The organism is Streptomyces justiciae (assembly GCF_015163075.1).
Classification (GTDB): Bacteria; Actinomycetota; Actinomycetes; order Streptomycetales; family Streptomycetaceae; genus Streptomyces; species Streptomyces justiciae.
Window position 1 is genome coordinate 60,484 of sequence record NZ_JADDXU010000024.1, and the last position, 23,538, is coordinate 84,021.

Below are 23,538 nucleotides of genomic sequence, written 5' to 3' on the forward strand. Positions count from 1 at the left end.
AGTGCTTGGCCGATGAATTGACCGCAGACGGGTTGGTGACAGAGCCTCAAGTGAGCCGTGCTGACGGCGGCTCCGATCAGCCAAGCGTGTGACTCACTCGACAGGGGCAGTCGGCGTAGGGGCGGGTACGCTGATCCGGCGTACGAGTTGTGCGCGCAACAGCGAAGGGCCCGCCTCGGTCGCACCCGTGGTCAGGCCCCCGCCGTGCAGTTAGTGAGCCCGGCCGCCTACATTCCGGCCGGGCTCACTGCGTGAGTCACCAACCGTACGTCCGGTTCCACGTGTGGGCGCCCTAGCGGGCGAACTGCCCCACACTTGTGGCGATCGCCACAAGAAGGCCGCCGGCTGCCAGCCAGACTTGCCACTTATCCGGGCTGGTCCACTTCTTGCCGGGCTTCTCGTTTCGATTCACCTATGCCACCTCCGTTCCTTCAGCGACCCCGTACTTCGGGATCGAGACCGCCGAACTCAGCAAAGAGATCGACGAGTTGGAGGAGAAGGAACGGGCGAAGCGAGATTCACCTTACGAGGAGGGGAAGGCCTGCGCGACCATCAGAAGACGTCCGTAACACAGCGTGATCTACGCGCCACTTGAGGCCCCGGCGCTGGACATAATCGGGCGTGGCCAGGCGGGTTGAGCGGTGTGTCTGTTACGCAGCGTCATCCTCCCTGAATGGCGTATATACCAAAAGGTCCACTAGTGCACGAGTGTCCCCAAGGCCGATTGGTCCGATATGCCTGTTATATCGACAGGGTCGAGAGCAAACTCACATGGAAGTGACGCCGATCACCTCGTCGCACGATGAGATGTGCCGATTAAACACAGCAACGTTGCTGGCTTCGGTGATCTCACCTGTGCACACTGTCGCGACGACGCCACCAATGACGACGGCGTCGAACTAGGCCTGACTACCCGCGCCGCCTGGACGTCGTAGGGCAGCTGAGGCACGCACGCCCGGACATCACCGTCCACGACTCCCTGCAGGCCACAGTGCACGCCGCAGCCGAGCTCCTTCCCATTCCCCCCGTTCCCCAGTCCTGACACCGACGGCGGCAGGAGCCGGTGAAAGCCTCGGCTCGCCGCGCACAGCCAAGGCTGTGGTGCCACACTGGCTGCGTGCCCGTCAGGCTCCCCCGTCTTGGCGGGCACAGCCGCGCTCCGGCCGGGCGGGCTGGGTGCTCAGTTGCCTTCAGCGAGCTGGGGCGGAACTGCGGGCCACCGGCGGGTAGTGAGCCCAGCCCGAGGAGTTCGCCGGCGACGTCCCTCCGCACAGTGCGAGTCGACAGCGGGTGGCTTCCTCGATGGTTGGCAGAGGCCAAGATCTTTTCCCCAAGTAGGGCCAGGACACGGTGCGGCCGTTCGAAGTCGGCGTCCGGCCTCTGGTTTGGCCCGGGGCACGGCGGGAGACTGGGGAATTCGGTGTCGCTTGATCGGGGGATCAATCCATGGACATGGCCAGTCAGATTCTCCCGCTCGCCGGTGTCGTTGTCGGTGCTGCCATGTCATTTCTGGTGACGAGCCTGAATGAGCGGGCCAAGTGGCGGCGCGAGCAATCCGTGCGGTGGGACGGACAACGTCTGACGGCTTATGCCGAATACGCGCATGCCGTCAAGGATCTCGCCTACCAGTACAGGCGGATCGCGGTTGCCCGGGGGCTGACTGACGGTCCTCACCCGCTGGAGCCCACTGCCGTGGTGCTTGACCGACTGGGGGACGCGGAAGTCCACCGCACTGCCCTGTCCGAAACACTGCTCCTCCTGGCAGACAGGAACACCATCGCCGCGATGAAACGGATGAACCAGGGTTTGTGGCTACTGGAGGCACTGGCCCGGGCGACTCCCGGCCAGGACCACAGTGGCAGCTGGGACCAGGCCTATGTGGACTATCGCGCCGCGCGACAGGAGTACATCGAGCAGGCACGCCGGAACCTCGGCGTGATGGGATCCGTGCAGCCCCTGCCGGGGTGACCTGATGGGTCTATCGCCCGTCAAGAATGTGCTGGAACCGTCCAGCATGTCCCGACGCCAAAGTGTCCAGGATGTCACCGGACCTCACACCGACAGTGCATGATGACGCCAGCCTTGCGGCAGCTGCGTCTCGCGGCGCCGCGTCCGGGTGGCACGTTGGCGTCACGCCGTTCCGAACAGGGGCACGTCGCCTGGCTCCATGTCGGTGCTGATACGGGTAGCCCGTACCGGATGGCGCCACCGTCCCGCCTGGTCTCTGGCGACGTCCACGGCGACCTCCGCCACGACGTCCGGCACGACCAGGCGCACCGACAGGTGCTCCCGCGATCCCCATCCCACGCTGAAGGTGCGCCCCGTCCAGGGGTGGCCGGCGTCTGCGGTGCGCAGCTGGTCGGCGAGGCCATGCCGTACGGCTGCGTTCAAGGTGGTGGTGCGGCCGGTGTACCGGAAAGCGCCCCTCGTCGTCGTAGCGGCCCAGCAACGCGGTCGTAGGGGCGTGCAGGCTGCCGGTGACCGCGCCGACGATCGACTCTCGTTCCCCAAGCGCTTCGCAACCATGAGCGCCCTCCGTTATGACGTCTATCAGTCGACGGATCAAGGTCTGACGCGTGCTGGTCTCTGCTGTGTGATTCTCACATTCGAACCGACGGCCGTCTGACGTCGGAACGTCAGACGGCCGGATCAGTCAGCTCTCCTCGTCAGCCTCCTCGGACGCCTGGGCACCCCTATGGTGCCGGCGGTCACGAAGGAAGCGGAAGATTTCGGCCCCGAGGGCGCAGGCTGCTGCGGCTGCCCCAAGAGCCGCGCTGAGTACGTTCACTACTGGGTCCCTCCTCCGGGACCCTGGCCATGCCGCCATCAGGAGGACATGTCTAAGGCCCCGGCATGTATGCACATACCTGGTCTTAGCCACGTCCTGTCCGAGGTGGTTAGAGGGGAGGTTAATGTCCGGACCCCGCCGCTACAAGGCCGCCCAGTAGCGCCAACCTCCTGGCCTGGTCAGGGACTTGCGGGATCAGACTGCTGATGTGGCACCGCGCTGTTGGCGCTAGGCCCCGGACGGGGCACGGCCGACTGCAAGACGCTGGTCACCTCAGGGAGCTGCGCGGCGGAGAACTTCAAGATCAGGGCTGCCTGGAGCTGGGCCTTGAGTGCCGGATCGTCAACGTTCTCTAGAAGCCGAATCGCCTGACCTGCGTCACGCTCCACCTTCATGTCCTGTCGGAGCGACTGGGTTTGTGCCTCCATGTGCTTCAGCGCCAGGTCCGCCCGCCTGTGGAACAAGGTGCCGATGACCGTCATCACGAGACCCGCCACGCTCGCCGTGACGGAGGCGTACTGATCTCCTGTGCTCTCGGCCCTGAGAATCGCCATGCCGACGCCGGAGATCAGGACAAGACCGCCCAGGATCGAGCAGGTCAGGCTGACACCGAAGCTCCGGCGGGCCTGGGTGAGTCCGTAGGCGTAGTACTCGATGAGGAGCTTGGCGAAGTGCGTCTCGGCCTGCTCTTCCACGTTGGCACGGGAACCGACGTCTGAGTCTTCCTGCCTATCGACGCTTGCTTGCGTCTTCTCGCCGAGAACTTCGGCTTGGAGGCGCCGCCGCTCTCGTTTGACCATCCAGCTCTCACTTGCTTGGCCGGCCAGCGTCAAAAGCGCACCCGCGACAAACAGGGGGAGCGTTGCAAAGAAATCAGACACCACCCCGCCCCCTTCCCAGAGGTCCCAACCCAGCATGGGCAAGATGCCCAAGAGCCTGGCCAATCACCCTTCACCACGCGAGGGTGAGGGGTGAGCCAGCCAAGGAGAAACGCCGCTGGTGTCGACAGTCATCTGACTTACGCGGGCTCGTCGAGGGCCTTCTCCAGGCTCAGTTGCTTCTGTGCTGCGTTGGACTGCACAGCTTCGATCCTGCCGTGCTGACCGTCCCCGAAGTCGTAGTGTCCTAGGGTCCAGTAGTCGGACCAGTCGGTGAGGGCGTCGAAGTTCATGAACGTCGCGACCACGACCTTGGCCCCCTGCAGGGCCGAACGGTGACGGGGACTTCCATCATGGTGACGACGTCACCCAGCTCTGCTGGTGGTTGGCGGGAGACACGTGTCTGAGCCGTGAGAGCTATCATCCGAACCAGATCGGCACCAGCGCCTACGCCCAGGCATTCATGACCATCGGCCCCACCCCCGCCGTCAGAGCAAAGGACCAGTGAGCACGGGCATGTCCAACCACGGCACTGTGACGCGGCAGGACCGTGTCACAGTGCCGTCCCCAGGATGCCTCCTCGCCATCATGGCGCCCCTCCTAGCGGTGGTGCTCGCTGCCGCGGTCCTCATGGTCATGTACAACCGCCAGGAGAGCGCGAACGACCGCAACGAGAAAGAGGCCCTGCAAAAGACAGCTACTCAAGCACGGTTATACGCGCACGAAGTGCTGGAGAACGACGAGTATCCCGGCGAGGCAGCCGTGCGGGACATCGCAGAACAACACGACGGACGACTCACCTCCTACACGCGATCAAGTGGCTCACTGACCACCACCGTCCGCTTCTTCGCGGAGTACAAGGACACCAGCATGTTCGGCGTCTCCTACTCCCGAGCCCACCGCTGCTACTCCGTCAAGTTCCGGAAAAACACCGGCGGTGAGCTGCGAGAGACGACTACTCCGCTCGAGAAATGCGGTCCCGCCTGATCGGACGGCAGAGTCGTCGCGAGGCGGCGCATCTGCAAAATCCGCATCCCGCCTACGGGATGCGGGGAGAGCCGCGCTCCTCCTCGAGAGCAACCGCGTGGCACAAGTCGCACTCCGGATCGGTACAAGTCTCGACGTGCTCATTAATCTCGGTATCCATCTCGTGCTTGCAATCAAGGCACACAGCTTTCCCCAATGAGCTATTGGAATGAGCCTGGGGAGTACTCCCTCGCGAGCAGGGCTCATGCGTTGGTCGTGTGGCGCCATTGCGTGGACTACCCGTGATAGGAAGGCGGTTCTCATCGCCTGCCAGTCTGCCGAACCGGGCAGTGATCCGCTGCGGTGCGTGGACAAACGTTTGGAATCCACCGCGCGCAGGCCCGGCCGCCGGCCTTGCGGCCCTCCCGGCAGACTCCGGCAAGTTCGTGGCGCCCGCACCGTGCCGCCCATCACGCTGATCCCCGGCAGATGAAGACCCGGGACGCCACCACGGCGCCCCGGGCCCGCCCATGCGAACTTCCGGTGCACCCTGAAGAGTTATAGGTACCTCCTCTGCGGCAGGCTCACTACGGTGGCCGCGGTTGTCAGACCACACCGACCACGCGCAGTAGTAACAGGGGGAGGACCCTCATGGGTAAACGCATCGTCACCGTCCTCGGCATTCTCGCGACAGCCTTCATGCTCGCCATCACGCCGGCTTCCGCGCGTACCATCGGCCCCGGCGACACGATCTACGACGACGTCCCCGGTCACTTCTACTACGAGCGTTCGTGCGAGACCTACTACAGCCTGACCATCTCCCGTACGAAGGCCGTGGCCGGCAAGGACATCTACTCTGGCCACTGCGCGGGCCACGTCTGGCTCCGCATGATGGGCGACAGTCTGGGCGAGTGGAGCAACGACCCGACGTCGATCACTCGGACCAGCCCCAAGGGCAAGTTCCGCTGGGCGTACATCAAGGGCTGCGCTGACTGCTTCGCCTACATCGTGTACCCGTAGGTCCTCTCCCCGCGAGCGGTTGACCAGCGTCGCCCCGGAAGAAACAGGCGGCCCGTGCGGAGCTGTGCATGGACACGATCAAGCTCCGCGAGGACGCCGAACTGGCAGTCGACTCTGGTGAACCTTTGGAGGCCGCCGTGGCGCTGGTCAACGCGATCGACGGGCGGGCGGTCCAGCTGCGAGACCGGGTGGCGTTGAGACGGTTTGGCGGGCGGTGACCGTTCGCGCAGTGGCCGAGTTTCTTGGTCAGCGCGGTCTTCTCCGCTGGGTCGGCCGCCTGCCGTACGGCATCACCAAGTCGTTCGCGGACATCATGGACCTCGACGCCGGCATCCTGGCCATCGCTTCGGGCATCCTCAACATCAACGGAAAGGAAGGCATCATCGCGGCTCCCGGCAAGCTCCTCGGAAACTCCCCGCCTAAGACCTCCGAGCTCACGGCCGAGAACCAGACGATCCTGCCCACCGACATCTACAACCCCACCCGGCCCGCAACCGAGCAAGTCGGTGTGAAGGGCACCGCCGCCGACGACGATAACCAGGACTGAGCACGCTGACGGCTGACATAGGCCGCGGACACCCGCCACCGCCGTGCGGAGACGGAGGTCGTCTGCCCAGCGGGCAACGCTGACACAGCTCGGCCATCCGGCTGGCTCCGCCGACGGCCCGCCTCTCCCGATAGGGGCGGGCCACCACCCGCGCCATTCGCTTCACCCCCGGACGCCGCACGGCAGAGTCATAGGGATAGACCCGTAGTGAAGCCGGCAGCCGAACTTTTCGCCAGCGCATCCCCAAGTCGGTCAGTGCCTGGTGTCGTTCGGGGTGAGCTGGGTGGCGCGGCAGCGGGTGTTGGAGATGAACGACCCTAACGAGCTCGTGCATGGTTGGCGGTGGCACGTCGAGACCTTGATCGTTGATCATGGTTTGTGTGGTGGGGAACCGGACGCGTGCAGCGGTCATTCGCAATCAGCAGATCACCGGACTGAGTCCAGAGGTGATCGCCGAACTCGTGGCGGAGATCGGCCCGTTGAGGCAGCAGAGGCACCAGGCGGCACTCGCCTCGCGTCCACGGCGGAGAGCTGTCGGCGCCGGCGCCAAGCACAAGCTCGTCTTCGTCGACCGGCTGTTGGCCACGCTGGTTCACCTCCGCCATGGCGCCACCCACGACGTGCTGGCCTGCTGGTTCGGTGTGGACCGCTCCACCATCACGCGTGCGATCGGTGAAGTACGGCCGCTGCTGGCCCAGCGGGGCTGCACCATCGCTTCCGGCCTTCGACTGCGCACGCTCGCCGAGGTGATCGACCACCTCGGCGAGAACGGGAGGAGCGGAATCATCGACGGCACCGAGATCCGCGTCCGTCGCCCGGCCGCCGGACGCAAGGACCGGGACAAGTTCATCTCGGGCAAGAACAAGCAGAACGCCGTCAAATCCATGGTCTTCACGGACGCGGACGGCCGCCTGCTGTACTGCAGCCCGGCTGAGCCCGCGAGCTGCGCGGACATCACCCACGCCCGCAAGTTAGGGCTGGTCAGACTCCTGTCCGGCGGTCCTGCGGTGGAGATCCTGGCGGATGCCGGCTACCAGGGCCTGGGCGCCCAGACCGGTGGACGCGTGGTGACGCCGCCACACCGCAAGTTCAAGAAGAACGCCCCGGACTGGTACGAGGAGATCCATGAACAACGGCGCAAGGCCCACTCCGCGCGCCGCATCCGTGTCGAGCACGGCATTGCTCATCTCAAGAACTGGCGAGCCCTCGCCCGCCACCACGGTCGGCGTGAGCACATGAGCGACATCATCCAAGCGGTCGCCGCGCTGCTCTCTCACCAGCAGTCGGCCATCCTCACGACCGATGAACGAGTGTGAACACAGGCCAGTTCGCACCCCTCGACGTGCCACCGCCAACCATGCACGAGCTCGTTAGTCCGAGCAGTTCGCCGTCGACGTCTTCGCGGTGCTGGCGCGGTACTCGGAGGTGGCCTTCGCAGGCATAAAACTGGCGGGCTGCGGTCATGTTCCGCTCCCACTGCTCCTGGCGGGCGGGCGGTCACGCTGCTTTGGTGAAGATGCGTCCCGTGTCATCGATCCAGACATGGAGGCGGAGCGTCTGGTCGTGCATGGCGGTTCCGCTGATCCCGGCCGCCACGCCGGCCACCCCGACCGCACCGCCGGCGGTGGCAGCCGCGGTACCCCCAGTAAAGACAGCCGCGCCCGCCGCGATCATGGGGAGTCCGATGAAGGCGCCGATGATCGTAAGAGTCAGCAGCGCACCGAAGATGATCATTCCGATTCCGCTCAGCACGCCCAGGAGACCGACCCCGCCGGCCGTCGCACCGGCGGCGACACCGGTGGCACCCACCGCGACAGCTGCAGCACCGTCGGTGCGCTGAATCTGGGCGAGGAGTACGGCGCCCGGCATGCGGTGGACCTCGGTCCACCCTCGTGCCGCCATATAGCCGACGAACCGCGTCAGCTCCGCTTCCCGCTGCTCAGCCTCGATCGGCCTGCCGTACCCCGGGAACACCACCCGGGCCGGAGCCTGAGCACCCCACTGGGGCGCCTTCCGCTCCTCAGCGCTACACTATCCGGCCCCGGGGGACGCTGCACGCAGTCACTCATGGCTCTGCTCTCCGCCCGGACCACCTATCACCTCCCATTACACACCCACCCGACAGCACAGGCCTGCGAGCTGCCGAGCAGAAGATCAGCACCTTGGAGCGTCAACAGGCGGCCACAAGGCAGAAGCCGCTCGGAGCCGCCCCTGTGTCGGCGGCGGGTCCTCCGCGCACCCCGCTGGCGCCGGTGCGGGAGGTCAATGGGGCGGGGCGGTGGTCAGGCCTCCCCGAAGTCCTCCTCAGACTCCTCCGGGTGGAGGACCCGGTTCGCTTTCCTCACGAACGCATCCAGTGCCTCCTGCATGGGCAGCAGCCCGCGCAAGACTCTTTCCCGAGGATCATCCTCCTCGGCCCATGTCACCGCGTACGTGCTGATCTTCGAGGCGTCCTGAGAGGTCAGGTAACCGGCCTGGACGGCGGTATTGAGCGGCGCGGCGGGGTCGACATGATCCCTGAGCAGGCTGACCAGTGTGGCCACGTCCTCAAAAGTGGGTGCACCCCCGGGCAACCTGTCGCGCTCCTCCTGCCAGCGCGCCCGCAGGTCGGTATTGGCATTGCGTGCCCACCCGCGCGCCTGCGAGCGCCAGTCCTGCGGTAGGGCCCGGGCTGCGCGCCGGATCTGATCCATCTCCTGTCTCAGGGCTAGGACCGCGTGCAGCTGATCGCCGTCGCCGGTCAGCATCAACGCGTCGAGCTTGTTGAACGCGGCCACCACACTTGAGTGCCAGCTTTCCCTTACCCGGCACGCTATGGCCTGGTCAATGAACAGCTTGGCCGCCTCCCGAACGGATTGCGGGCCCTCAATCGACACGACGTCATACGACCACCGCGCCCGGTCCAACACCTGGGTGTAGGCTGCCGTGTCGGCATCCAGGGCAGGCCCGTCGGCCATGACGTACTGGTGCACCCCGTCCGCCAAGGCACGGGCGTCGCGGGCGAACTCCGCATAGACCACGCGGCGTGCGTTGATAGCACCCTGATCCGCGATTCCTTGGTTCTGTGTCTGCGCGGCGGCCACTGCGCTTTTTCCACCCGCGCGGCCACCCCAGTAGGCGGCCAGAAGGGCGCCCACCAGGGCTATTACCGCCGCCGCAGCTTCCGGGGATGTCAGCGCAGCCCACATCACGCCCCACCTTCCAGCACTGCCCACTTCAGACCGAGCGCGGCCAGTTCCGAGCGCCGCTCTGCAGACAGCTTTCCAGCCCGGCGGCGGGCGTTGTCGAGGAACGCGCCGATCTTGACTGGCGCCCTGTCCACGGTCTCGATCCGCTGCGTGAGTAAAGCCCGCACCAGCCTTGGACGGAGGACTGCGAAGCCAGGTCCGGGCAGGCTCCCGCCCCCATACGCTGGTCTATCCAGTACGAGCAGCGTGGTGTCGGGGGACAACGATGGGCACGGGTGTAGGGGCGTCTGACCGTGCGTCGGGCACGGTGTGGTTTATCAGTCATGCGGGTGCGGATCGGGCGTGGGCGGAGTGGATCGCCTGGCAGCTCCTCGATGCCGGCCTCGAGGTGGAGTTGGACTGCTGGGACTGGGGTGCGGGCGAGAACTTCGTGCTGAAGATGAACGCCGCTCTCGAGCGCGGCCGGTTCCTTGCCCTGTTTTCGCCCGCGTATTTCGAGCCGGAGCGGTTCACGACTCCGGAGTGGACGGCGATGGTGGCCCGGCAGGAGAGGATCACTCCGGTTCGGATCGCTCAGGCGCCCACACCGCCGATCCTGAGTCCCTTGATCGTCACCGATCTGTTTGGCCTGGACGACCATGCCGCCCGCGAGGCCTTGCTGCGTGCGGTGAACGGGCTTGCCCGCCCTACCCGGGCGCCGGGGCGGCCGCCGGGGATGTTGTCGAGGGTGGGTGGGAGTGGGCCGCGGTTGCCGGGGAGTCTGCCGCGGGTGTGGTACGTGCCAGCCCGTAACGCTGCTTTCACCGGCCGCGACGCCATGCTGGTCCACACACGCGAAGCACTGGCGGCGAACAGCCGGGTGGCGGTGCAGGCCCTGCACGGCCGCGGTGGGGTGGGGAAAACCCAGTTGGCGATCGAGTACGCGCACCGGTTCGCCGGGGAGTACGAGCTGGTCTGGTGGATCACATCGGAGGATCCCGCGCTCATCCCCGACCAGCTCGCAGCCCTCGCCGTCCACACCGGTGCAGCACCCGCGGGCACGCCCTCCGCCGAAGCAGTCTCAGCCGTCCTTGCCGAACTACGCACCCGCTCACGCTGGCTGCTGATCTTCGACAACGCCGAAACCCCCGACGCTCTCGCTCCGTTCCTGCCCGGCGGGCCGGGGCATGTGCTGATCACCTCCCGCAACCCGCACTGGACCAGCTACGCCGTTCCCGTCGACGTCGACACCCTCTCCCGCAGCGAGTCCATGGCCCTGCTGCGCGCCCGCGGCGCGGTACTGACCGACGCGGACGCCGACGACATTGCCGCCACTCTGGACGACCTTCCGCTCGCCCTCGCCCAGGCCGCAGCCCTCCTGGTACGAGGACTGTCGGCGGAGGACCTGAAGGAGGAGCTGGCGGTGAACCTGGTCGAGGTGATGGCGCACTATGCTCCGCCCGGCTACCCGAAGGGGCTGGCTGCGCAGATCCGCCTGACCCACTCGAGCCTGAAGGCCGAGCATCCCGGCGCGGCCGCGGTGGTGGATGTCCTGGCTCTGCTGGCGCCCGAACCCTTTCCCCTGACCACCTGCGCCGGCCATCTCCCCGAGCAGGCTTCCGCTCTCCTGACGGAGACGGTGGGTTCGCGGCTGGCAGCGGGCAGCGCGGTGGAGGCGATCGCCCGGCACGGTCTGGCCCGCGTCCAGGACGGCACTGTTCAACTGCACCGCCTCACCCAGGACATGCTCGCGCAGCTGATGACCGGTCAGGAGCACGCCCTGGCGGTGGCGGATGCGGAGGCCCTCCTTACCGCGGCCTTCCCCGGCGACTCAGCCGAGCCGCGGTGGTGGCCGGCCTGGCAGGTCCTGCTCCCCCACGCCCTCGCCCTCGACCCCGCACAGCTCACCACCAGCAGGGGACGCAAGGTGGTGGAGGATGCGTGCTGGTATCTGATGGACCGTGGTCAGGCCCGCCCCGCCCGGGAACGCTTGCAACGGCTGTATGACAGCTGTCTGCAGCAGCTGGGCCCTGACCACGCCGACACCCTGCGCGCCACCCATTATCTGGCTCGCGCCTACGGCGACACCCAGGACCATGAGCGTGCCCGCGCCCTGGACGAAGACACTCTCGCCCGCCGCCGACGCCTTCACGGCGATGACCACCGCCACACCCTGGACAGCGCCCACAACCTTGCCATTCGGTTGCGGGAGTTGGGACGAGATGAGGAAGCCCTTGCCCTGGACGAGAAGACCCTGGAGACACTGCGTCGGGTGTTGGGTGGGGAGCATCCGGACACGCTTGCCACGGCGTCCAACCTGGCTGTCGATCTGGCGGCGGTGGGTCGGGTAGACGAGGCGGTGGTGCTGGGGGAGGAGACGCTGGCGGTGCAGCGTCGGGTGCTGGGACCAGAGCATCCGGACACGCTGCTTACGGCGTCCCAACTGGCTGCTGATCTGGCGGAGGTGGGTGGGGTGGACGAGGCGGTGGTGTTGGAGGAGGAGACGCTGGCGGTGCAGCGTCGGGTGTTGGGTGGGGAGCATCCGGACACGCTGCGCACGGCGTCCAACCTGACCTTCGATCTGGTGGCGGTGGGTCGGGTAGACGAGGCGGTGGTGCTGGGGGAGGAGACGCTGGAGGTGCAGCGTCGGGTGCTGGGTGAGGAGCATCCGCACACGCTGAACACTGCCAACAACCTGGCGGTGTATTTCCGGCATGCAGGTCGGGTGGACGAGGCGGTGGTGTTGGGGGAGGAGACGCTGGCGGCGCGGCGGCGGGTGCTGGGTGAGGAACACCCTGAGACTCGCCGTACGGCCGGCTGGCTGGCGGAGTTGGGTGAGGAGCAGGAAGAGCCGGGTGCGAGTATTTGAAAATGATGTCGTCTACTGCCGCTATGCACCCTCTGTCAGCGAGTGAACCCGGTACGCGGGTCCCTCACCGCCCCAGTCGTTTACCAGCGCATCCCCAACTCATCGAGGGCGTCGCGTCGTTCGGTGCTGAGCTTGTCGGCGTGGCGGCGGGCGTTGGAGATGCATGACCCCAGCCCGAGCCATTCGCCGTCACGTCCTCGTGGTGGTGTTGGGGTACGCACAGGTGGCCTTCGCGGGCGTAAACCTGGCGGGCGGCGGCCATGTTCCGCTCTCTGAACGACGATCTGGTACCGCGCCAGCTGCAGGGGGTTGGCGGAGGCCGCGAGCGTGGTCGCGCCGGTGGGTAGGCCCGGGCACGTCGCCGCCTCCCGCGGAAACTGACGCGGGCCCACGCCCTGGGGCGGCTACCGTGTCCACCATGAGCATGTCCGGCCTGAGCGCCGACCCGATCCCCCTGCACATCGATGGCGAACTCCCGGCGCCCCCGGCCCCCGACGTGATCGGCACGTCCGCCGGGGCGGGCCGGCGTCCCGCCCCGGCGGTGCGGCTGGGACGGGTGGACTGGGCGGCGCTTGGGGTGGAGCCACGGTGGAAAGGGCAGGAGACGGGCGACTGCCCGGCCGTTTTTTCCCCCGTCCGCGGACCCGCCACCGGCCTTGAACCCTACAAGCGCTACGCCGCGGGAGCTCGGCAGCGCGGTGAGACCGCCCTCGTCGTCGCCTGCATCGGTGCGGGCGAACGCAGGCACAACGTCTTCTCCGGCACCGTCGCTCCTGGCATCCACCTGCCCCACCGCTACGGCTCGATCTCCGCCAATCCGCTGCCCCTCGGCGTGAGTCCCGCACTCGGAGACGGCCTCGACCACGCCGAGCACGACCTCGGCGCTCGGCTGCTCAACCGTCCCCCGGGCACCTGGTTCCGCCTGACCTACCGCAGGGAGTCCGGGTTCTCGCGCCCCGGAGTTGCCAGGGTGTGGCCGCCGCCGGGGGAGGGGGAGCTACGCCCGATCCTGGTCGATGGCCTTGGCGACCCGGTAGCGGGGGTGTGGGTGCCGGAGGGCGGCGGTGCCCGGTGGTTCGTGGTTCCCCACGGCACCGACCAGCGACTGCTGGTGGAGTGGCTGGTCCAGCGCGCGCTGCCCGCGTACGTGCCGGGCGCGCTGACCCGCGCCCGCTCGACCCTGGTGCGCGATCCAGCGTTCGCCACCGACGCCGAAGCCCGGCTGGTCGAGGCGATCGACGAGGAACAGCGAGCCCACGAGCGGCGCCAGACCGAGATGCAGCAGCAGCTCGCCGCGCTGCGGGCCGTGGCCGATCCGCTGCGCGACGGTCTGCTGTTCGGCACCGGCCGCCCGCTGGAGGACGCGGTGCACGACGTCCTCGTGGCGGCCGGCGCCACAGTGACCCGCCTCGACGACGTGTTCGGCACCAAGTCGGCGGACCTGCTGGCCGAGTACGGAGGCCGCCGAGTCCTGGTCGAGGTGAAATCGGCGAACAACCGGCCACCCCAGAGCCTGCCCGACAAACTGCTCAAGCACCTGAACACCTGGCCCGGTCTGACCGGGACCGAACCCGTTGACGGTGGCGTCCTGGTGGTGAACCACCAGATCAAGCTCCCACCCGCGCAGCGGGACACCGAGGTCTACACCGACCGCGCGTTCGCCGACGCACTGACCGTGCCCGTGGTCGGCAGCGTCCGTCTCTTCAACTGGTGGCGCCACGAAGACTGGGAGGCCGTGCGAAATGCCGTCTTCGGCGACACCGACGTCGCGCAGGCTCACGAGATCGCCGAGCCGGACGCCGATCCGAAGGCGTCCGGGCGGCCCCACCTGCTCCGGTAGCTTGCAGGCGCCGGAGCACAACGCCTCGTCCGGAGCACCATCCGGACGGCGCGTCACAACAGGGCGAACGTAGGTTGGGTGGCACTAGCTGGTCCGACGGTCGATTTCGTTTTGCACGGTTGCGATGGCTGTGAGAGCTCCTGTGATGGCGGCGCCTTGCTGGCGTGAGCAGTCCAGAAGGTCGTCCAGTGGGATGCGTTTTGTGCTGAGTTTGCGCCGGAAGTCGTCGGGGAGGGCGGTCTTCCTGTAGGCGTCTACGTGGGCGACGACGGTACCGAGCGGTAGGTCAGGGAAGCGGCGTTCTGCCTGTTTGATCCGGCTGAGGAGCTCGCTGAGGATGGTCAGATTGGCTTTCTGTGCGGCGGTTCCGGCCAGCTTGTCGAGGACGACGACGGTTTCGTTGAGTAGTTCGTAGTCGGCCTGGAAGCGCTTGGCCTGCTTGGTGCGCCGGCTCTTGCGGACCTGATCGACAGAGAAGTAGGTGGTGACGGCCAGGGTGGCGAGGCTGATGACGGCCGCCCAGGTCCAGGAGCTGGTGAAGGTGTCCTGAGTGGCATCGCTTCCGAGCATTAGGTGGAAGCAGGGGGGCAGCCGCGTTTCCGTCGTGGTGGATGCTGCGCAGTGCATCATCGGGCCTTAGAGGTCGTATCAGTTGGTGAGGCGGCGGTGACAGATGAGGGCTGCAGCTATGCCGACGAAAGCAAGAAAGTGCTCTGCCTTGCGTTCGTAGCGGCGGTGGAGACGACGGCAGCCGGCAAGCCAGGACACGGTTCTCTCGACGACCCACCGGTGGCATCCGAGCCGTTGTGAGGACTCGATGCCCTTGCGGGCGATGCGGTGGCGGATGCCACGCTCGCGGAGCCAACGGCGCAGGTGGATGTAGTCGTATCCCTTGTCTGCGTGGAGTTTCGCGGGCCGTCGTCGAGGTCCGCGGCGAGAACGGATGGGCGGGATCCCGCGCACGAGCGGCTCCCAGCCGAGGCTGTCGTGCATGTTGGCGCCCGAGACACCCAGCGAGAGAGGAAGTCCGTTCCGGTCGGTGATGAGGTGAATTTTCGATCCCAGTTTGCCGCGGTCGGTCGGATTCGGTCCGGTCAGCGGCCCCCTTTTGCCGCCCGCAGGCTCACCGAGTCGATCGCACACCGGGACCAGTCCAGCTCTCCTCGGGCGCCCAATTCGTCGAGGACAAGGCGGTGGAGCTTGGCCCAAACGCGGGCTTCGGTCCAGTGGGTGAACCGACGATGGGCGGTCTGCCACGATGCCCCGAACAGAGGTGGGAGCTGCCGCCATGTGCAGCCAGAGGTGGCAACGAACAGAATTGCGGCCAGAACTCCGCGGTCGTCAGCCCTCCGACGTCCACCGCCCTGTGGACGTACCGGTACCTCGGGCATCACTCGGAGGAAAAGCTCCCACAACCTGTCTGGCACCAGCCGCCGCACCATCTCCATGCCATCACAACGAGGACCCCGGCCAACCGTCGACAAGCGGGCTGTTCGATGCTGGCACAAACGATTCCGGAAGCGTCTTCGAGGGACATGACCGCCATGACCGACTACCTGCAGGCCGTCTTCGCCATGCTCGGCCCAGGAGAGGAGCGCTACGCCGACCCCGCGGCCTGGCTCAGCCTGGAAGAGGCACTCGGCAGGACCTTTCCGGCGGACTACAAACAGATCGTCGACGCCTACGCGCCCGTGCAGATCAACGGGCACCTCACCCTGTCGCACCCAGCATCAGGCTGGTGGAACCTGGGCGAGGAGATCCGCTCGACATCGGAAGTCTGGGCCGACAGCAAATGGGACTCCTACATCACTGGGCCAGACGACGATCCGCGCGTCTTCTGCCAACTTCCCCAGCTCAGCTTCGGCACCACCGAAGGCCTCATACCCATCGCCGCCACCGATCAAGGAGCTACGGTCTTCGTAGCCCCGTGGGTTCACGCGTTCCCCAATGGTGTGGTGGTACAAGGGTCGGAGGGCGACTGGGTCGGACACCCCATGACCTTCGCTGAGTGGTTGTACCGCTACCTCATCGGCGAGGAGATGGCCGGCTGGGACAGCAAAGCCTTCTATCCCGGTCCCGTGTGGCTGGAGTACCCACCCGCAGGACCAGGCCAACCCACTCGCGAGGCATACGGCCCAGACCGCGGCATGTGACTCCCGCACCAACTGAGACGACCTCTTACCGAGTCACGGTTTTTGCCTCGCCCAGCTCATCACAACCGGGTCACTAGAGAGAGCAGGCGGCAGTTGCGTTGCTGTTGTGAAGTGCGCCAACCTAATTTGCTCCTTGGTGAGTCCGATGGCTTCGCTGAGATCGGCACCGTCCAGGCGCGCTCCAGCCAAGCTGGCCCCACGAAAATCTGCCGGTTTCCCCCTCAAGGCAAGACTTGACGCGGAAACGCTCAATCCGGATAAATTTGCAGCTTCTAGGTCGGCATTCCGAAAACTGACAAATGGTAGAGAAAGATTTACGAGTGATGCATTCTTGAGGGATGTGTTGCTGAAATTCATTGACTGGAAGACCGTACCGTTAGCAACTCGATCAACCTTGAATCCATCCAGTTGTGCACCAGTCAGGTCCCAGTTAGAAATATAGCAATCGCCTGATAGATGTACGTCCACCATCCAAGCATTCTGAAAGTTCACGTGCTCCATGTTGACGTCATGTAGCGATGCGCCCTCTAGGTTGATGCCACGCATGTCTCCGCTGAGTGTGACAGCGGACAGGTGTGACCGCGACAGATCAGCTTCGGCAAGGAAAGCATTCTTCATACTTGCGTCCACGATTGAGCAACGCGACCAATTAACCTGCGATTCATCGCCCACGCCTTTCTTCCTGTTGGCAATTACTGAAGCGGCGGCCTTTAGGTCTTCCGGCGTCGTTGTCTCCTCTAGTTGTTTTGACCTCACGCAGTGTGTGTGCATATAGGACGAAAGCACGCTGGTGATTGTTGGTTGATCGCGTGGCGAGTCGCGCATTATGCGTTCGAGCGCGTAAATGCCACCGAGTCGGACATCGAGCGAACTGTTGCCGAGCTGTTCAACGGCTGCCGTGTATCGCTCAGTAACTTGTCCTTGCTCGCTGATGTCAAGCTCGCGTTGGCGATTTTTGAGCTCGTCGCGTGCTTGCCTGGAAGAAATTCCAGTGAAGAGGAGGGCGGCAATGGCCGCAAGTGCGGTTGCAGCCGTAGCAGTGTGATTTATGCGACTTGCCCATACCCCCTGTCCGGCCGTTTCCCCAATGAGGGATGACGTAGAGGGTGATCTTGATTGAGACCTTCTTGCCTTCTGTGGGGCTGCAGCGCCTCGTGCGGCGCGTCGTAGCTGCTGAATGCGCTGTGTACGGCTACCTAGCTGGGCCATTCCATTATTAGAGCGGTCAAGCCTGACGGAAGAAGTAGTTCCGGCATGGTTCCCGTGGTTGCAGATTTGAACTATTTCTTGATCTTGATTGAGGGCCATGCGGCAGCACTTCATGGCCTCATCGATCACCACGCATGGTGGGGATGCCAAGGGCCACAGCCGTATGCTGTCGGTGGCCCCGATCGAGCTGGCTGAGCTTCTCCTCGGCGCCAGCCAGGCTGATCTGTAGACCTTCAACCTCGCCGAGCCAGCCTTCCGTCTCGGCTTCGGCGATTCGGGCAATCCAGCCGGGCGCGCAGTGCGCGCAACTGGGGACAAGCGTGGCGGCCGATGTACTGCACAAAGCGCGTTTGAAGCTGCTCGACCACCTCCTGGTCGCCGACGCGACAAGGTGCGAGAGCTGCGGCGCGGAACCCGGTCAGGTGTGCCGAACCACCTCGGGGAAGGACGCCACTGCGCCCCACGCCGCTCGCGTCCGCGCCGCAGCAGCCTTGAACGCGGCAGCACGAGACAGTCAGAACCGGTAACGAGTCCGTCGCCCGGCGGCGCGAACGCCCTGCCCAACAGAGCCTGACCAAGAGCGACCTTCGCCCGCGCTGGGTGGTCCCCCGAACGAGGGACGGACCGGGCCCTCGAATCTGGTTAGTCTCAGGGGAAGTTGAGCGCCTGCTGCGCACCGTCGACGAGCGGAGAGCATCATGTCGGCCACGGCTGCAGTCAGTGAACACGACCTGCGGGCCATGCTGGCCCATCGCAGCGGCCTGGAACCGGATGCCCTCTGGGCGCCCGTCTATGACGTGCCCCGCGCTTTCGGACTGTCCTGGCCGCTGACCAGGGACCAGAGTGAGCAGGTCCTGACGGACCTGCTCGACACCTTGCGCCGCGTCCTGCCGGCACCCTGGCCAGATCAGGACGAGGAGCTCGGGCAGCGGTACAGGTACCTGGCGGAGATCACCGACCGCTATGAGCGGTACGACACCCGCCGCATCCTCGAGCGCATTCAGCACGCCGGGATCACGCCCGCCAGCGCGGCCTTCGGAGGCGACGACTACGACCCGAGCCTCGCCACCGAAGGTGAGACGGCGTCGTGGGCTCGCGCCGTACGTGCTGCCGGACCCAGACCGTGTTACCGGATGCCCGACCCCTACGTGGGAGAGGGCGAACCGCCGGTGGACCGCGCCCTGGGGCTGAGGGAGAGCACCGCAGACCCGGCCGCCTACCACACAGCCCTGCGTGCTGCCGTGCGCGAGGACCCACGGCAGATCGACTGCTGGGCACACCTGGGCATTGAGGCCTTCGAGCGGGCCGGCACGGACGCTGACGCGTTGGCTGAGGCGCTCGGCTACTACCAAACCGGTGTTGCCGTCGCCGAGTTGTCGCTGCCACCCGCCTTCACCGGCGTCCTGACCTGGGGCGAACTCGACAACCGGCCCTTCCACCGGGCACTGCACGGACTCGGGCTCACGTGGTGGCGGCTGGGTGAAAACGCCAAGGCGGCCGCCGTGTTCGGCAACAGCCTGTGGATCAACCCCGACGACAACCAGGGCATCCGCACCCTGATCGGCCAGGTGCTGGCGGATGCTCCGTGGCGCGGCGAACCCTGACCGAGGGAAGTCAACTACCGCGAACGGGCGTATGAGACGTCGAGGTAGCCGGAAACTGACCGTTGATGTCCGCCTCCGCAGTGTCGACGGCCAGTTGCCACCGGGTCTTGATGGTGATCCAGTCAGTGGCGTAGGTGCAGCGGTCAGTCTGCTTCGGCTTGGAGTGCCAGTACCGCGTCGCCGAGTCGCACGTCCCAGCCACGGCGCGCGGGCACCGCTTGGGCGCCGGTGATCCCGGCCTGGGGATCGGTCAGCGCCAGGGCGACGTCCTCGTGGAAGGGGAAGCTGTTCCACGTCAGTTCCCACCGGTTTCCTTGGCCCCACAGACGTCGGCCCGTCCGGCTCCACGCCAGCGTGCGATCCAGAGGGTCCATGAACCAGTTACCCAGGGCCCATCGCTGATTGGGATCGCGCAGCCCGATCCGCGAGGTCAGCCCCGACAGGAGTACCAGCGCCTCCTGCGTCATGGGCGGCACGTCGGCCAGGGCCTCGAACTCCCGGCCCGTCAGGGCGTGGTGCACGCTCCACACCCGGTGGTCCTCTTCGAAGTCTCCTGCGAAGGCAGGGGTGGGAGGACGATCGGTGAGCGTCATGCGGGCGCCGGTGATGAGATGGCGAAGGACGAAGGCGTCAGCTTTTGCCTCCTGCAGGCGCAGGCCGGGAACACCTCCCCACCTGCCTCGCGGCACCAGGTACTTGAGCACATTGCACGGCGTGGGTGTGATCACGACGAGGTCATCGCGCCGGGGCGAGAAGGTCAGGTCGTAGTGGGTCAGTGACGCCATGCCCCATGCACCGGGCCACTGCTGCAACGGGTCTGTGTTGAAGATGCCCAGGGCAAGCAGCGCGCGAAGGTGCATCTGTCCCGGGTCGGGGCTGTCGAAGCCCAGGTGGCTGCACCCGCGGGGAACTGCCAGGGCGGCCGCCTGGTTGTGCTCGCCGGAGAAGGCACGGCGGAGAGCAGCTGTGGAGCGGCGAGGAGAGTGAGGCGTGCGAGAGTCCTTTGAAGCCGCCCGGCCGGCAGACAGAGTCACGCATCGCTGATCACGCGGAAATCAGGCGACGTGGGCGCCCCACACCCTCAACGCGTATCCGGGACAGCCGGGCACCACGGACATGCATGCCGGGTCGTCGCAACCGGCAGAAAGCACACTCTATCCACGAACAGTCGTGTACTCGCGACATTGAGACCGACGCGTCGCCACCGCTGCTTGCTTGGCGAGGCGATCCCTGGCCGTTGGCTGCCTAACTTGCCTCGGCCCCGGCTGCATCATCAGGTCGCTCGTCATGCCCTCTCGCCAGGCGAACGCGGCACGGTTCAACTCGGCCGTGGTCGTAGGGGGGCGGTCATCGAGGGTGCGGCCCCACTTGAGGTTGGAGTACCACACGGGCCGTCTGGTGGCTGGGTCCCAGAATTCGAGTGCACGTTGATGCTGACCGGTCTGTTCGGGCGTGTAGATGGCGGAGAGCGGTGTACACCGAGGTCTTCATGCGACCGCGGCCGCGCCACAGGGTTCATGGGGGTGCAGCGGGCGGGGCGGTGATGGAAGTGGCTGGGGGCGGATCGGTGATCGCTACGCCGGTGGCGGGTGGTGCGTTGGTTTGTACGCGCTCAAGGTGTCCCAGGCCGGCATTCGGGTCGGTGATCTCGTCGAGGAGTCTGTCGGTCTGTCGGCGGTGCATGGATGCCGTGCGGAAGGCGGAGATGCCGGTGAGGATCTCGTTGATGCCCCGTGCCGTGGCCGTGAGCGCGGGCGGGAGGGCGATGGCGAGGGCCACCCAGAGGGGGGCGTCGCCGAGTGCCGTCAGGCCGGCGGCGGTCATGGTGAGCAGGTCGGGGATGCTGGGCGAGGTCATTGGAAGGGCTCCGACGTTCGGTCCCGGGGCAGGCCAGGGCAGAAGAGCGCGGTGGGTGGTTGTACTTGTTGGCGGCACTGTGACGGGGCGCGGTGTTAGCGGCGCAAGTCCGGTGCTGGGCGGTCACTTTGACCAGTCGCGTCGCTTAGCTGCGGCCGCCCTGTGCGACAGCACTCTCCTGCTCTGCGTGGTGGCGGCCGTCCGCCGGAGGTGCCGGGCGCGCTGAGCGGCGGCTGCGGATGTGGTGACGGCAGTACCAGCGAGCTGGGCCGGAACCTCAGCGATGAGTCCGTGGAGGATCAGGTGAAGGGCCTGCTGAAGTGGATCTGGCATCGGTAGGGTCTCCCAAACAGGCGTGCGATCGCGACGTGTTGGCCCTGGACGGGGTATGGGCGGTGGGCGCTTCACACGGTGCCCGGGCTGGCAGGGGCGGCTCCAGTTGTCCGGCGTCCGGGCTGGACAGGGCTGGATAGGCCACTGGAGATGAGGAGTGGAAGGTTGTCCGACGCAGGCCGGCGCACCAAACAGTGGGGTCCGTTGAAAGGCCCTACCAAGCAGGCGAACGCCACGGCCGCTCTGTTACGGAGCTGGCTGGACAATGCGCGGCTGCGCCTCGACGATGTCAGGCCGCTGCTGACACCTGAGCACTTCAGCAACAATCGCGTTCCCAGCCGTTCGACCATCGGTGAGCGGCTTGCGGGGGTGCGCCTGGAGGAGGACTTCGTCCAGGCGATCGCTGATGTCTGCTCCGGAGACGACGCCGCGCTCAGGGAGCAGCTGTTGCAGGAAGCTGCCGCTGTTGCCGCCCGGGAGCATGGCATCCGGCCGCCCCACGGCGCCGCGCGGAACCTGGACGCCGCGGTGCCGGCGAGTGAGCTGGTGGCCGAGCAGCGGCGGTCGCTGGCCTTGCAGGACCGACTGCTGCGCGCCATGGAGCGGGCTGTTGAGCTGGAGCATGAGCGCACCGGCGCCCACCGCATGGTCTGCGTGCTGCTGACCATGGTCGACAAGCTCCAGCGCGACATCGCCGCCCTGTCCGTCAAGCGCGACAAGCTGCAGGGGCGTGCAGACGAGCACCATCAGCTGGACACGGTGCGCAGGCAGCTGGCGCGCAGCGAAGAACAGCGGCGGACGGCAGAGGCGTCCCTGCAGCGAGCCCAGGACGAACGCAGCAAAGCCGACCGTCTCGCCGCGGAAGCCGCCGAGCAGATCCGCACTCTCACCGCGGAACTCGAACAGCTTCGTCAACAGGCCGCTGGACAACCGGATAACTCCCCGCCGCTCACCATCTCCGATCCCGCGGACCCGATCGCGCAGGACATGGAAGCGGCAGCAGACGACATCGACGATGCGCTGGTCAAAGCATCCCGGCACCTGGACGACGGAGCCCGGCGTCTCGATGACCTGGCGCGCGAACTGCACCAGGACAACCCGCCGGATAACTCGACCGGCCCGGCCAGTGCGGGCGAGGAGACCGCGGAGCCCGATGCCAAGGCGGACGTAGACGTCCTGGCACAGGACATCCTGCAGATGCTGCGACGCATGAGGGAGGGCAACTCCAGCTTCGTCGACCTCGCCCTCACTGCGGCAGCAGACTTCATCGTCGGGTTGATGGATGTTGTCCTGCGCTACGGAAAGGACGAAGAGGACTGGGACATGGCGTACGGCCTCCTGGAGGTCGCAGCAGCCAAGGCAACGCCGGCCCACATCTGTGCCCTCATCACCGAGCTGCACGCCAGGGGCGGAGAGATGTACGCTCACCGGCTGCTCAGCGTGATCGCCACACAACGCCTGCCCCTGCACATCGTCGACATTGTGGCCGCCCTGCGCGAGTCACAGCAGCCCGCAGCCGCCTATCAGTTGCTGTCCGCCGTGGGCCGGGACCGTCCCGCCTGGTACATCCAGCCCATCTTGTGGCGTCTGAGCAGCTCAGACGCCACATGGCTGCTCGACGCAGTGACAGCCGAACGCACGCCCTTCGACATCGCCCAGCTCCGCGCGATCCTGCGCAACAGCGGGCCCGAGCAGTACGCCGAACTGCTCCCCGATCTCACGTTGGGCCAAGCCTGGGCAATGCCCAGCATCCCCTACCGCTCCGCCACGCGGCAGCTCGTCACCTGACGCCTGATTCCGGAACGCTGTGACACGCGGGACCGACGCTGTCAACCTCATCGCGTCTGCCGGTGGAACGTGTGCTGGTAGCGCTGGCAGAGCTGATAGGGACGATTCCCCGACTGGAATCGGTTGGTGGGATGCTGATGCGCATCGGGCCCTGCTCCTTCGTTGATAGCCGCGGGTTGGTAGGCAGACCGACCAGCGGCATTGACTGTGTGTCAGGTGAAGGACAGGGCCAGGAATGTGCCTCGCCTGGAGCGTCACGGTTGGCCGAGGTAGTGGACAGGAAGGCGGGCGCCGACGAACTGTCCAGCTGCCGCGGCTTCCCGCATGAGGCGCTGTTTGGCCCTCTGGTCGTCATGCGACTGAAACGATCACATTGCGCATGAACCAGGCGACAGTTGCATCACTGCGGACGAGAACCGCCCGTATTGAGTCACGGGTAGGTCGTAGCACGACCCGGAACGTGAAATTGCACGATCAGAAAAGGTCATAGATATATGCCGCCCACCGGGCCGGGGCGGG

23 protein-coding genes and 1 pseudogene are annotated in these 23,538 nt (G+C 66.3%); 12 read left to right on the plus strand and 12 right to left on the minus strand.

The genetic code is table 11. The features are described from left to right. The first annotated feature begins 1,446 nt into the window (after positions 1-1,446). Positions 1,447-1,968, plus strand: coding sequence for a hypothetical protein (locus tag IQ210_RS41620; protein ID WP_194084450.1), 522 nt, complete (start codon positions 1,447-1,449; stop codon positions 1,966-1,968). A 162-nt stretch (positions 1,969-2,130) separates the two neighbouring features. Here IQ210_RS41620 and IQ210_RS41625 read toward each other — a convergent pair whose 3' ends face one another. The 3 genes from IQ210_RS41625 to IQ210_RS41635 all read right to left on the minus strand — a co-directional run bounded on the left by IQ210_RS41625 (position 2,131) and on the right by IQ210_RS41635 (position 3,974). Continuing rightward, on the minus strand, positions 2,131-2,391 hold the full coding sequence (locus IQ210_RS41625) for a hypothetical protein (protein WP_228049425.1): 261 nt from the start codon (positions 2,389-2,391) through the stop codon (positions 2,131-2,133). Between the two features lie 576 nt (positions 2,392-2,967). Continuing rightward, positions 2,968-3,669, minus strand: coding sequence for a TRADD-N-associated membrane domain-containing protein (locus IQ210_RS41630; RefSeq protein WP_194084451.1), 702 nt, complete (start codon positions 3,667-3,669; stop codon positions 2,968-2,970). A 137-nt stretch (positions 3,670-3,806) separates the two neighbouring features. Further along, positions 3,807-3,974, minus strand: a complete 168-nt coding sequence (locus IQ210_RS41635) for a hypothetical protein (RefSeq protein ID WP_194084452.1) — start codon at positions 3,972-3,974, stop codon at positions 3,807-3,809. Positions 3,975-4,182: 208 nt separating this feature from the next. On the opposite strand from IQ210_RS41635, the gene IQ210_RS41640 reads away from it, so the two are divergent. From IQ210_RS41640 to IQ210_RS41660, 5 genes are all read left to right on the plus strand, one after another. After that, positions 4,183-4,653, plus strand: coding sequence for a hypothetical protein (locus IQ210_RS41640; RefSeq protein WP_194084453.1), 471 nt, complete (start codon positions 4,183-4,185; stop codon positions 4,651-4,653). 630 nt (positions 4,654-5,283) lie between these two features. Further along, entirely contained in the window at positions 5,284-5,652 is a 369-nt protein-coding gene (locus IQ210_RS41645; RefSeq protein WP_194084454.1) for a hypothetical protein, read from the plus strand. Positions 5,653-5,720: 68 nt separating this feature from the next. After that, on the plus strand, positions 5,721-5,870 hold the full coding sequence (locus IQ210_RS41650; RefSeq protein ID WP_194084455.1) for a hypothetical protein: 150 nt from the start codon (positions 5,721-5,723) through the stop codon (positions 5,868-5,870). A gap of 11 nt (positions 5,871-5,881) precedes the next feature. After that, a complete protein-coding gene (locus IQ210_RS41655) occupies positions 5,882-6,199 on the plus strand; it encodes a hypothetical protein (RefSeq protein WP_194084456.1) in 318 nt (105 codons plus the stop codon). Between the two features lie 446 nt (positions 6,200-6,645). Continuing rightward, positions 6,646-7,515, plus strand: a complete 870-nt coding sequence (locus IQ210_RS41660) for a transposase family protein (protein WP_322658092.1) — start codon at positions 6,646-6,648, stop codon at positions 7,513-7,515. Here the strand turns inward: IQ210_RS41660 and IQ210_RS48565 are convergent. The 4 genes and pseudogenes from IQ210_RS48565 to IQ210_RS41675 form a co-directional block, all read right to left on the minus strand. Then, positions 7,493-7,672 (minus strand): annotated as a pseudogene (locus tag IQ210_RS48565) (hypothetical protein); the annotation flags it as partial. The gene IQ210_RS41660 and the pseudogene IQ210_RS48565 overlap by 23 nt on opposite strands. Positions 7,673-7,696: 24 nt before the next feature. After that, positions 7,697-8,068, minus strand: a complete 372-nt coding sequence (locus IQ210_RS41665; protein ID WP_194084458.1) for a hypothetical protein — start codon at positions 8,066-8,068, stop codon at positions 7,697-7,699. Positions 8,069-8,481: 413 nt separating this feature from the next. Continuing rightward, positions 8,482-9,387 (minus strand): hypothetical protein, encoded by a 906-nt coding sequence (locus tag IQ210_RS41670; protein ID WP_194084459.1) that lies wholly within the window; start codon positions 9,385-9,387, stop codon positions 8,482-8,484. Further along, complete coding sequence (locus IQ210_RS41675) at positions 9,387-9,521, minus strand: helicase (protein WP_194084460.1); 135 nt, start codon at positions 9,519-9,521, stop codon at positions 9,387-9,389. Before IQ210_RS41675 ends, IQ210_RS41670 begins: the two co-directional genes overlap by 1 nt. Before the next feature lie 131 nt (positions 9,522-9,652). Here IQ210_RS41675 and fxsT point away from each other — a divergent pair, with 131 nt between their 5' ends. Beyond that, entirely contained in the window at positions 9,653-12,235 is a 2,583-nt protein-coding gene (gene fxsT / locus IQ210_RS41680; RefSeq protein ID WP_194084461.1) for an FxSxx-COOH system tetratricopeptide repeat protein, read from the plus strand. A gap of 418 nt (positions 12,236-12,653) precedes the next feature. Beyond that, the gene (locus IQ210_RS41685) at positions 12,654-14,075 is read left to right on the plus strand and encodes a hypothetical protein (protein WP_194084462.1); all 1,422 of its coding nucleotides are present in this window, start codon (positions 12,654-12,656) and stop codon (positions 14,073-14,075) included. 84 nt (positions 14,076-14,159) lie between these two features. On the opposite strand, the gene IQ210_RS41690 is transcribed toward IQ210_RS41685, so the two are convergent. Continuing rightward, entirely contained in the window at positions 14,160-14,645 is a 486-nt protein-coding gene (locus tag IQ210_RS41690; protein ID WP_194084463.1) for a hypothetical protein, read from the minus strand. A 78-nt stretch (positions 14,646-14,723) separates the two neighbouring features. Continuing rightward, a protein-coding gene (locus tag IQ210_RS41695; RefSeq protein WP_407699744.1) for an IS5 family transposase occupies positions 14,724-15,517 on the minus strand; the annotation gives its coding sequence in 2 pieces (ribosomal slippage) (positions 14,724-15,175 and positions 15,175-15,517; 795 coding nt in all). A gap of 102 nt (positions 15,518-15,619) precedes the next feature. Here IQ210_RS41695 and IQ210_RS41700 point away from each other — a divergent pair. Next, positions 15,620-16,228: an SMI1/KNR4 family protein gene (locus tag IQ210_RS41700; protein ID WP_228049427.1), complete on the plus strand. Its 609-nt coding sequence runs from the start codon at positions 15,620-15,622 to the stop codon at positions 16,226-16,228. 33 nt (positions 16,229-16,261) lie between these two features. Here the strand turns inward: IQ210_RS41700 and IQ210_RS48380 are convergent, their stop codons facing one another. Then, a complete protein-coding gene (locus IQ210_RS48380; protein WP_194084465.1) occupies positions 16,262-17,569 on the minus strand; it encodes a pentapeptide repeat-containing protein in 1,308 nt (435 codons plus the stop codon). An 11-nt stretch (positions 17,570-17,580) separates the two neighbouring features. On the opposite strand from IQ210_RS48380, the gene IQ210_RS48655 reads away from it, so the two are divergent. Together IQ210_RS48655 and IQ210_RS41710 are read left to right on the plus strand one after the other, a co-directional pair. Then, positions 17,581-17,964 (plus strand): zinc finger domain-containing protein, encoded by a 384-nt coding sequence (locus IQ210_RS48655; protein WP_456115070.1) that lies wholly within the window; start codon positions 17,581-17,583, stop codon positions 17,962-17,964. 171 nt (positions 17,965-18,135) lie between these two features. After that, positions 18,136-19,041, plus strand: a complete 906-nt coding sequence (locus tag IQ210_RS41710) for a hypothetical protein (protein ID WP_194084466.1) — start codon at positions 18,136-18,138, stop codon at positions 19,039-19,041. A gap of 143 nt (positions 19,042-19,184) precedes the next feature. Here IQ210_RS41710 and IQ210_RS41715 read toward each other — a convergent pair whose 3' ends face one another. Next, the gene (locus IQ210_RS41715) at positions 19,185-19,901 is read right to left on the minus strand and encodes a hypothetical protein (RefSeq protein ID WP_228049428.1); all 717 of its coding nucleotides are present in this window, start codon (positions 19,899-19,901) and stop codon (positions 19,185-19,187) included. 655 nt (positions 19,902-20,556) lie between these two features. Next, positions 20,557-20,898 (minus strand): hypothetical protein, encoded by a 342-nt coding sequence (locus IQ210_RS41720; protein WP_194084467.1) that lies wholly within the window; start codon positions 20,896-20,898, stop codon positions 20,557-20,559. A gap of 498 nt (positions 20,899-21,396) precedes the next feature. Here IQ210_RS41720 and IQ210_RS41725 point away from each other — a divergent pair, with 498 nt between their 5' ends. Continuing rightward, positions 21,397-23,019, plus strand: coding sequence for a hypothetical protein (locus IQ210_RS41725; protein ID WP_194084468.1), 1,623 nt, complete (start codon positions 21,397-21,399; stop codon positions 23,017-23,019). Positions 23,020-23,538: the final 519 nt, after the last annotated feature.